Source organism: Acinetobacter sp. AG1 (assembly GCF_001005525.1).
Lineage (GTDB): Bacteria > Pseudomonadota > Gammaproteobacteria > Pseudomonadales > Moraxellaceae > Acinetobacter > Acinetobacter modestus.
In genome coordinates this window covers 115,545-125,781 of record NZ_LBMZ01000119.1, presented here as the reverse complement: position 1 = coordinate 125,781, position 10,237 = coordinate 115,545, and the positions used below count along the sequence as shown (strand labels likewise).

Here is a 10,237-nt window from a genome sequence, read left to right as displayed (position 1 = left end):
TGGGAAAACGTGGTTAAGGTGTCACTTTGCTTAAAGTGTTATGGTCATATACTTCAGTTAATTTAAAAACCCTTATTGAAACTATATTTAAAAACTCATATTAAATTATTATTAATAATAATTTATTTATAAAAATTTAGTATCTCGTAACCATTTTTCAGTTAAAAGCATTCCCTCAACAAGATTAATTTTGGGTTCATAACCCACCTGAGTTCGAATTTTATCAATTGAATAGCCGCTGTTTCTCGTTAACATTGCAAGAGAGCTGCTACTAATTTCTGTGTTTTGTTTCAGTATATTTGATAATAGCCATTCACTGCTTTTTGTTAATCTTTTAGCTAAACCCGTTTCCAATAAAATTGGCCTTCCTTTTTTCCCTGCCCATCGCCAATGATGACTAAAGAAATCCAAACAGCTCACATCTACCCCGTCAGTGATATTATAAATCTGTCCTGATGTTTGAGACTGTGTCGCTACTCCTAAAATTCCATCCAATAAATTATCGATGTAAACAGGACTAAAAATTCCCTGACCTTTTGCAGGTAAAATAAATTGATTTTTTTTAATAAGTGAAAGCGGGATAGTGACCCAAGGTCTAGAACCTGGTCCGTATACATCTCCTGGACGAATAATACTACACCCTATTTCGCCGCTACTATGTGCAGCAAGTGCTGCATGTTCACTCGCAGCTTTGGCATCACAATATGAATGCCCTGTAAGTAAACAGATATCATCCGTTTCAGATCTTTGGCTATTAAAATCTAAGCCATAAGCTGCAATAGATGAAAGATGAATTAGGCGTGTACTATCTCCTAATACAGCGGCTTCAACAACTTTGCGCACACTTCCAACACTGACTTTGCGATATAACTCTGGGCTTGCTGTATTTGACACAACAGCTGCTGTATGAATCACTAACTCACAGCCTTTAGCAAGTTTTTGCCATTCACCTGAGTCAGCTACATTGCCAGAATGAATATTTAATTCAGGCTTACTATTTAAATCAACACCGATGACCTCACTCCCTAACTCACGGAATCTATTGGCAATAGAATGCCCAATAAATCCACCAGCACCAGTAATGAACACTTTTTTAGGTATATTCATAAAACTCCATTTTAATTATCTACAATGACATATCAGTTCCAATACCCTGAAAAAGCGTATTAAAAGCAAAAATCATTTCTTCCATTAATTGCTCTAAACTTAAAGCTCTATTCACTAACCAGTCTGCCATCAACTCATTAATACCACCGACAATAGCTATTGCTAACCAATGATAATTCCGTTTGGGCAACTGCTTTTGTATAACGAGTGCATCCATAAAGGTCTCTACATGAGAAGCAATTTTATAGATGACCTCTCGACGTCGTCTTTCAATTAGCTCACTAGCACCAACAACTTCGATAACGCCAATTTGTGCACGACGCGTATCTTTTAAATAGTGATGTACTAAAGCCTGAATTAACCCCTCCATGCGTTGATTCAAAGTTTGATATTCGGTCATCATCGCTGTGAGCAAACCCAACTCTAACTCCTCAATCATTTGATTATATAAGGCCAGTAATAAAGCTTCTCGACCATCAAACAGTTGATAAAAGTGGCGCGTTGTTACTTTGGACTCAGCACATAATGCTTCGATTGTTGTATTGGCATAACCCTGCTTAGAAAACAGTTCTAAAGCTGCATCTAACAACCGTTCTCGTCTTTCTAAAACTCTTTCATCGGCATTTTTTTTACCATAAACACGCTTAACCTTTGATTCAGATGATATTTTTAAATTTGACAAGAAATCTTTCCTAAATTATATTTCCATTAACAAACAAAGACAAGTTTTAGAACTGATCTTTGAACCGAATTACAAACGACCGAATAAGGATATTAGCATGAGCATTATTGCTCCATTTTCACATTTCAATGGTACTCGTGATGCGATACGCCCTTTAGAACGTATTGATAATATTCGTGAAGCGGCAAAAGACTTCAGAAAAACAATGCTATCTAATCCGAAGGTGTTATTTTATAAAACATTTGAACTAATTCGAGTTCCTTATCCTTCAAAGTATGCTTATTTGAATGCATTCAATTTACCTACTCCATTTGTACATCTATGTAATAAACTTTTTGTCATTCAATTCTCAAGTGACGAAGGTATTAAAACGCTTTTAGTAAGTCCATCTGACTGGGAAAATCAACGCGACACTCCATTTTTTGCACAACTTGATCAAAGCGCTGGGCCTCTGTCAAAACCTATGGAGCGTGTGGTAATTAAGGAAACAAATACTGTTTTAGGTGTGTTGCAACAGGTCGGATTAAAACCCGAAGATATTGATTATATTAGCTATGATCATTTACATACACAGAATGTCTCACGCTGGCTAGGCGGAAATGGTCATAAAGCATTATTTCCAAATGCTAAATTATTAGTGATGAGAGAAGAATGGGAAAGCACACTTGCGCTATTACCTTGGCAAAATCAATGGTACTGCCCTGAGAATATTCAAGGAATTTCCTTAGATAGAGTTTTACTTTTAGATGACAGTGTTTTTTTAGGGGATGGCTCTGTCGCAATTATGCGGACTAAAGGTCATACAGAAGGAAATCACTCAATCGTTGCACATACTGATCAAGGTTTATTAGTAACTTCTGAAAATGGTGTAAGTATGGATTCCTACTCTCCTCTTTACTCACGTATATCAGGTCTAGCAAATTTTGCAAAAACGACTGGAGCTGAAGTTATTATCAACGGTAATACTCTCGAATGTGGTAATGATCAATATCTATCAATGATTCAAGAAAAAGAGGTTGCAGGTCGTTGGCCTAAGGACGAACGTTTTTACAATATGGCACTCTCATCTGAGTCAGATGGTTTTTGGTTATTCCCTGGTACAACCCCAACTGTGCGCATGGGTGATTTAGAGTTTGGTCACTTAACTCTTCCGAAAAGATAATAAAAAAGGATGATCAAATGAGTAAGGTATTTCTTATTACAGGTGCAGCTTCAGGGATTGGACTGGCTTTAAGCCATCGTCTTTTAGAAAATGGCCATCAAGTATGCGTCTGCGATATTAATTTTGAAAGCTTACACAATCTGTATAAAAGTTATAGTTCAAAGCAGATATTAATACAGAAGTTAGATGTGCGCGATTTTGATAATTGGCAAAAAACTATCAATCAAGTTCTAATGAAATGGAACAAACTTGATGTTTTATGCAATGTGGCGGGTGTCTTAAAAGAAAATTGGGTTATTGATAGCTTGCCACAAGAAGTCGATTTACACTTTGATATTAATCTTAAAGGTACAATATTGGGTACTCAATCTGTTCTACAAACGATGAAAGCCCAAGGTAGCGGACATATCATAAATATTGCATCTCTAGCAGCTTTATCGCCTGTGCCAGGATTATCTCTATATAGCGCAAGTAAATTTGCAGTGCGTAGTTACTCAATAGCAGCAGGAATGGAGTTGGCTGAATTAGGTATATTTGTCACTGCAATTTGTCCAGATGCAGTACAGACTCCCATGTTAGATCAGCAAAAAGATAAAGTACAAGCTGCCTTAACCTTTTCAGGTCGTCGTGCCTTAACCGTTGATGAAGTAGTAGATGCAATTGTAAATGTCGCTTTGGTCAAAAAACCGTTAGAAATTATACTTCCACAGATGCGTGGTATTTTGGCTAAACTTGCAAACTCATTTCCATCTGTTGCAGCGACACAAATGAACACTTGGCGTAGAAAAGGTATCAAACAACAGCTTCAAGAAAAAAAATAGCAATATTAATACAGTTGAAAGCTTATTGCCTTCAACTGTATTTAATTCAAAGAGCGCTCTTACTACTGTAATACTTTTTAGATCTCCATAAGTTAAATAAAATCATGATGTTTTATGATTTAGATTTATCGTCGTTAAACTCTTCAACAATATCTCCCCTTACTAAATTCGCACCTCAAAGCTAGAGTTGTCTAAGCCCTGCCATCCTGCAAACTCTAACCAAATTTTATAAATTAATTTGCTCACGAAAACTTCACTATCACATACGTATAAATATTAAGAGTCTTATACTGATCTAAATTCATATAAGAAAATTATAAGACGAATAAAAATTAATCAAAAATATACCCAAGATCAGCATGGTCAAGGAGATACAAAATGGACTCTCGCCTACTTTTAGCAATTATGCTAAGTAGTTTTAGTGTGACATCATTCGCTTCAAGCCACCGCGAAGCACCCTCAATCAGTAAAACCCCCAAGGTTGACGCTACAGATTTTTATATGTTTAAAAGTTATGAGCCAAGCCGAAGTAATTTCGTAACCATACTAGCAAACTATCAGCCTTTACAAGATGCTTATGGGGGACCTAATTATTTCGCTTTAGATCCTAAAGCCTTATATGAAATTCACATTGACAACAACGGAGATGGGCAAGAAGACATTACTTTCCAATTTAAATTCAATCAAGAGTTAAAAGACTTACAAGTTCCTGTAGGTGGCAAGAATGTTTCTGTACCATTATCTAACATTGGTAAAATAACAAATGATAGTAGTTCAGCTCAAAATACCGCTGAAACATATACTGTTACCATGATTAAAGGTGACCGACGTAAAGGTGATCGAAGTACCTTAGGCTCTTTTAAAAAGCCATTCGATAATGTTGGCGCAAAATCAATTCCAAACTATCAAGCCTACGCAGATACATTTGTCCAAAACATTAACTTTGGAAATTGCGGTTCTGGTAAAGTTTTTGTAGGTCAACGTCAAGATCCTTTTGCTGTTAACTTAGGTGAAGTATTCGATTTAGTGAATATTAAGATTCCTGCTACTCAACTCGCACCTTCAGGCGTAAATGCTGAAGATCAAGGCTTGAATACTATTGCAAATAAAAACGTCACTACAATTGCTTTAGAAGTTCCACAATCTTGTTTAGTTGCTTCAAATGATACAGTGATTGGAGGATGGACAACAGCAAGCTTACCTCAAGCCACCTTATTAAATCCTAATCCTGAAAGCAATCTTACCAGTGCAAGTAAAGTTGGTGGTGCTTGGACTCAAGTTTCACGTTTAGGTATGCCTTTAGTTAATGAAGTCGTCATTGGTCTGAAAGATAAAGATAAATTTAATGCAAGTAAGCCTGTGAATGATGGGCAATTTGCTGACTATGTGACTAACCCAACCCTACCTACATTAATAGAAGTTCTTTTTAAGGAGGCAACTGGTGGTGCCGTAGTTGCGCCAACAAACTTTCCAAGAACTGACTTAGTTAACGCATTTCTTTTAGGTATTCCTGGCTTAAACCAACCGAAGAATGTCAAAGCATCTGAAATGTTACGTCTAAATACTGCAATTACTCCAGCAGCTAAAGATAAACAAAATCGTCTTGGTGTAATCGGTGGAGATACTGCAGGATTCCCAAACGGTCGTAGACCTGGTGATGATGTCGTCGATATTGAGCTTAGAGTTGCTATGGGCTTACTCTGCACAATAGATGGTGTCAATACCGCTGTTGGTTGTAAAGCAAGCGATGCTAAAGCCGGAGGAATAGGCTTTACTGATGGAGCTCTACAATCACCACAACAATTTGGTACTGCTTTCCCATACTTAAATACTCCAGTAGCAGGCTCTCCATTTAACACAGCTAGCAAATAATTAGGAGTAGTTACCATGAGAAAACTCATTTTGCTGTTCATGGTTGGTATTGGATTAAGTGGCTGCGGTGGTAATGACAATAATTCAAAACCAAATAATAACAATCAATCTCAAAATGACCCCGTTCTTAAAGAAACGTTGTCATTAACCAATCAACCTCAAAGTAACTACGAACAGGCTGAACCTAAAAGTATTACTGAAATTTCAGAATCTACTATAGATAACAAATCAGAACCCGTTGCAGTGAAATTTTAAGATTAAGACTCTTAACAAACTTCTGTTAAGAGTCTTTATAGGAGTTTTAAATGTTAATTCGTCAGCTAACATTATCAATAATGGCTTCACTGTATTTAAATACTGCTTTCGCTCATCCCAAACATCACCATGAAGAATCTTCATCGAGTTCAGAACATCCAGATTATTCATTAATGTTAAAAAACAATCATAATGATGAGCTGAGAAATCAAATCGTTAATGTGTTACTTGAAAAAGCTTATTCAAAAGGCGACGGTGAGTTTTTAGAACAAGCTGAAGACTTAATGAAATCAAGCCTCAATTCATCAGACACAGAAAATAAATTGTTAGAAACTCGACTCGCTCAAGCAAATCATAATTTCAGCAGAGCAGAAACAATACTTAATGACGTATTAAAAAAAGACCCTAAAAATTATGATGCAATTTTACAACTCGCAAATATATATAGATTACAAGGTCAATTTAATCAGTCACTTAAATTATGTGATCAATTAGATCAACAGAGTGTGAAACTTTATAAAGCTGGTTGTGTCCTGCAAGTGGATGCAATGACAAAAAATATTTCAGAAATAAAATCTAGAACAAATGAACTTCTTCAAATGGCAACAAGGCTAAATAAAAACGATCAGCAATGGTTAGGTAATATTATGCTGGAAATAGCGACAAGATTTAATGATCCAACTCTTGCGAACCAATCTATTCCATTACTTAATGTCGATAATTTACCCAACGCTCTTGCTAAATCCAATTGGTATATTTCTCAACAAGAATATTCAAACGCAATCAAAATTCTCACCCCATATCGTTATCATGATGGTGCGTTGTATAGAATTATTTTAAGTAAACAGAAACTAAACGATCCCCTTGCAGAAAAAGACTTAAATGAACTAACCCAAAGAGTACAAAATCTACTCGATCATAAGGATCACATACATCTTAGAGAGCAAGCTCAATTCCTATGGATTTCAAAAAAATATGATGAAGGTTTACGCATAGCTGCCAAAAACTGGAATATGCAAAGAGAAAATGATGATTTTGAGGTCTATGCTGCCCTTGCACTTGATAGTAAAAATCGTGAAAGCACAGAAAAATTATTAAATTGGAGTAATGAGACTGGCTATCAAAATCCGACCTACATTCAAAAATTAAAACAAATGTTAAAGCAACTATAAATCTAAAGTTGATAAACAACTGAAAACATGAAATTAATAATGATTTCATGTTTGTGAAAATCACGAAAATTTATAAAATTAATGGAATAAAAATGAAAAAAAGAATTTTGTATTGCTTGTTGATAGGAAGTAGTCATTTCTATTTAGGTCAACTTACTCATGCTGGAGGTGAACTTACAACAACACTTCCTACAATTAAAATAACAGCATCATCAAATTTAGATAGCGCTTTTGGGGTCGCATTTACTTCATCCCAAGGAACAATATCGAAAGAACAAATTGAAACTCGACCTTTATCACGTCCAGCAGAAGTTTTAGAAACGATCCCTGGTGTCGTTGTGACTCAACACAGTGGTAGTGGTAAGGCAAATCAATACTTTCTGAGAGGTTTTAACTTAGATCATGGAACTGACTTTGCAACATCATTTGATGAACAACCCATTAACATGGTGAGTCATGCCCACGGTCAAGGTTACACAGACTTAAATTTTCTAATCCCCGAACTGATTGAATCAATTCAATATCACAAAGGAGCAGTATCGATTGATGATGGTGATTTTGCATCAGCAGGTACAGCAAAAATTTCGAGTATCCATTCTCTAGATAATCCTTACGCACAAATAACTTTAGGTAATCACAACTTACTTAGATTTTTAGCTGTTGGAAACTTAGTTCTTAGTGACGGGGAATTAATCGGTGCAGTTGAAAACATCAACAGTGACGGACCTTGGGTTAACCCTGAAAATCTTTCAAAACAAAATGTATTCTTAAAATATTTCACTGGTGACCATAATAAAAATCAATCCATCAGCTTTCAACATTATCAAGCACGATGGGATGCTACTGATCAAATTCCAGAGCGGCTGATTGAAAGCGGTGAACTTAATCGCTTCGATAGCTTAAACAAGAGTGATGGTGGTAAGTCTGCTCGGACTGCTATTTGGTATAATGCTAAAAATTATGAGAAAACGAAATACTCCACAATCTCCACTTATGCCGTATATAACAAACTGAATCTATTTTCTGACTTTAGTTATTTTTTAAATGATCCAGTCCATGGAGACCAATTTGAGCAAGCTGAAGAACGAACGACACTTGGATTTAAATTTCAAAAAGGTTCATTAAGTGAATGGGCAAGCAAAGAGCTTTTAAACTCATTTGGATCATCTCTTAGGTATGATTATATTAACAACTTAGGTCTTTACCAGACACAAGATCGACAGCGTTTCAACACTATAAGAAATGATGATGTTAATCAATGGTCTATTGGAATATGGGGACAAAATCAAACCACGTGGCAACCTTGGTTAAAAACTATTTTAGGCGTTCGTGGTGATTTTTATTCTTTTGATGTAAATTCTGATAAAGAAGAAAATAGTGGTCATAAAACTGATCATATTTTCAGCCCTAAAATGAGCATAATTTTAGGTCCATGGGAGAATGTTGAATATTACATTAATTATGCATATGGCTTTCATAGCAATGATGCTAGAGGAACTACAACGCACCTAAACATTGATTCTCGTGATAGTAACTATTTAAAACCAACTCTCCCCGTTTCTCCATTAGTAAGAACAATAAATTCAGAACTGGGATTAAGAGCAAAACTTATACCTGAGCTCACTTCAACAATAGCTCTATGGCAACTTGATTCAGATTCAGAACTGGTATTCATCGGCGATGCTGGTACGACAGAAGCAAGTAGGCCAAGTAAAAGACAAGGTATTGAAATTTCACAATTCTATCAACCAACAGATGCTTGGATTATCGATGTAGATCTGGCTTGGTCAAAAGCAAGATTTAAAAATGAAAATTCGGAAGGAAATCATATTCCTGGGGCAATAGAGAAGACTTTAGCTGCTGGATTTACTTATAAACTGAATGACCAAATTAATTTTGGAGGACGTTTACGTTACTTTGGTTCTCGTCCTTTGATTGAGGATAACTCAGTTCGTTCCGATTCATCAACTTTAGTTAACTTACAAGGCAGCTATCAATTTAATAAAAACTTTCTAGCACAAGTTGAACTCTTTAATGTATTCGATCAAAAAACAAATGATATCGAATACTACTATGCATCATGCACTCGTCAATATCTCAGTGAGCCTACATGCTCACCTAACTCTTCAGAACGTGAAGGAATTTATGATAGACATATCCATCCTACTGAGGGAAGAAACCTCAGAATGACCTTCCGCTATTTATTCTGACCTGGGCGATAAATGCTGAGGAGAAAAATATGTTGTCTCAAAATAAACTCAATGTTTCACAGAGTGCATTTCTCTTTAGCATTATCATGCATGTTTTTATTGTAATCGTGCTTTTAAATTTTGCAGTTGAAAAAAACGATCATATAACTTCAAATATAAAGATTACGTTAATTTCGGCATCAAGTGTAAATCATAAAGATGCAATGTTTTTGTCTTCAAAAGATTCCCAAACAACAGCAACAATCGATCAACCTCAACCTCAACCTCAACCTCAACCTCAACCTCAACCTCAACCTCAACCAATCAGCGAAACAATATTTAATAGTGCAGTACCAGCAAATACATCAACAGAAAATCAAGTACCTGATTTCTTTAGTATCGATGAGCATGTAAATTCATCAAAAATTGAACATACTTATAACCCGCTCTTGGATGCACAAAATAGAGCAAAAAAAGCTATAAAAGAAGCAAAAGACGTATCAAATCTTTATCAGTCAAATATCAAACCGATGGAAACTGAATTTTTAGAAAAGAACCAATTATCTTCTTTAAAATTAGAAACTGACTCATTCAGTTTTTACAAAGTTGAAATTATTGATACACCAAAGGATTTTGAACGTTATTCTTCTCTAATTCATGTCTCTAAAGCCACCTCATCAGGTGAAGAAGAAATTAAAACTAATCAACTTAATGAACAAATTACAGAACTACTTCATGAAAATCACTTAGCTTTAAGCAACAAAAAACCTGAAAATATTGAATTTATAATAGATCCAGTTAATCGAATTATTCTTATTAATCTTTCTTCAGAGTCATTGAAAATGGATCATAATCTAAAATCATTATTAGAAAACATGTCGTTTGATGCAATTCTAATGGATAGTAATCTTAATGAAAAAGCCTACTTTTTTAGAGTCGAAATTTAATGAACTATAAATCATATATTTCTCTTTAAA

Annotated in this window: 9 protein-coding genes; 7 read left to right on the top strand and 2 right to left on the bottom strand. The window is 35.3% G+C overall.

Annotation, left to right across the window (positions count from 1 at the left end; translation table 11 throughout):
• Positions 1-126 precede the first annotated feature (126 nt).
• Entirely contained in the window at positions 127-1,107 is a 981-nt protein-coding gene (locus tag AAV96_RS13750) for an NAD-dependent epimerase/dehydratase family protein (RefSeq protein ID WP_005217161.1), read from the bottom strand.
• Positions 1,108-1,126: 19 nt separating this feature from the next.
• Positions 1,127-1,789, bottom strand: coding sequence for a TetR/AcrR family transcriptional regulator (locus AAV96_RS13745; RefSeq protein ID WP_046739703.1), 663 nt, complete (start codon positions 1,787-1,789; stop codon positions 1,127-1,129).
• Positions 1,790-1,886: 97 nt separating this feature from the next.
• On the opposite strand from AAV96_RS13745, the gene AAV96_RS13740 reads away from it, so the two are divergent.
• From AAV96_RS13740 to AAV96_RS13710, 7 genes are all read left to right on the top strand, one after another.
• A complete protein-coding gene (locus tag AAV96_RS13740) occupies positions 1,887-2,951 on the top strand; it encodes a hypothetical protein (RefSeq protein WP_046739702.1) in 1,065 nt (354 codons plus the stop codon).
• A 17-nt stretch (positions 2,952-2,968) separates the two neighbouring features.
• Positions 2,969-3,772, top strand: a complete 804-nt coding sequence (locus tag AAV96_RS13735; protein ID WP_046739701.1) for an SDR family NAD(P)-dependent oxidoreductase — start codon at positions 2,969-2,971, stop codon at positions 3,770-3,772.
• A 378-nt stretch (positions 3,773-4,150) separates the two neighbouring features.
• Positions 4,151-5,644, top strand: coding sequence for a DUF4331 domain-containing protein (locus AAV96_RS13730; protein ID WP_004662862.1), 1,494 nt, complete (start codon positions 4,151-4,153; stop codon positions 5,642-5,644).
• 15 nt (positions 5,645-5,659) lie between these two features.
• On the top strand, positions 5,660-5,899 hold the full coding sequence (locus AAV96_RS13725; RefSeq protein ID WP_046739700.1) for a hypothetical protein: 240 nt from the start codon (positions 5,660-5,662) through the stop codon (positions 5,897-5,899).
• Between the two features lie 50 nt (positions 5,900-5,949).
• Positions 5,950-7,071, top strand: coding sequence for a tetratricopeptide repeat protein (locus AAV96_RS13720; RefSeq protein ID WP_046739699.1), 1,122 nt, complete (start codon positions 5,950-5,952; stop codon positions 7,069-7,071).
• Between the two features lie 92 nt (positions 7,072-7,163).
• A complete protein-coding gene (locus AAV96_RS13715; RefSeq protein WP_046739698.1) occupies positions 7,164-9,281 on the top strand; it encodes a TonB-dependent receptor in 2,118 nt (705 codons plus the stop codon).
• Positions 9,282-9,310: 29 nt separating this feature from the next.
• Positions 9,311-10,207: a hypothetical protein gene (locus tag AAV96_RS13710; RefSeq protein WP_046739697.1), complete on the top strand. Its 897-nt coding sequence runs from the start codon at positions 9,311-9,313 to the stop codon at positions 10,205-10,207.
• The last annotated feature ends 30 nt before the right edge of the window (positions 10,208-10,237 follow it).

Bases quoted from the DNA above. Each gene is read 5' to 3' on its own strand.
- AAV96_RS13750 (WP_005217161.1), bottom strand. From the start codon at position 1,107: ATGAATATACCTAAAAAAGTGTTCATTACTGGTGCTGGTGGATTTATT.
- AAV96_RS13740 (WP_046739702.1), top strand. From the start codon at position 1,887: ATGAGCATTATTGCTCCATTTTCACATTTCAATGGTACTCGTGATGCG.
- AAV96_RS13735 (WP_046739701.1), top strand. From the start codon at position 2,969: ATGAGTAAGGTATTTCTTATTACAGGTGCAGCTTCAGGGATTGGACTG.
- AAV96_RS13730 (WP_004662862.1), top strand. From the start codon at position 4,151: ATGGACTCTCGCCTACTTTTAGCAATTATGCTAAGTAGTTTTAGTGTG.
- AAV96_RS13725 (WP_046739700.1), top strand. From the start codon at position 5,660: ATGAGAAAACTCATTTTGCTGTTCATGGTTGGTATTGGATTAAGTGGC.
- AAV96_RS13720 (WP_046739699.1), top strand. From the start codon at position 5,950: ATGTTAATTCGTCAGCTAACATTATCAATAATGGCTTCACTGTATTTA.
- AAV96_RS13715 (WP_046739698.1), top strand. From the start codon at position 7,164: ATGAAAAAAAGAATTTTGTATTGCTTGTTGATAGGAAGTAGTCATTTC.
- AAV96_RS13710 (WP_046739697.1), top strand. From the start codon at position 9,311: ATGTTGTCTCAAAATAAACTCAATGTTTCACAGAGTGCATTTCTCTTT.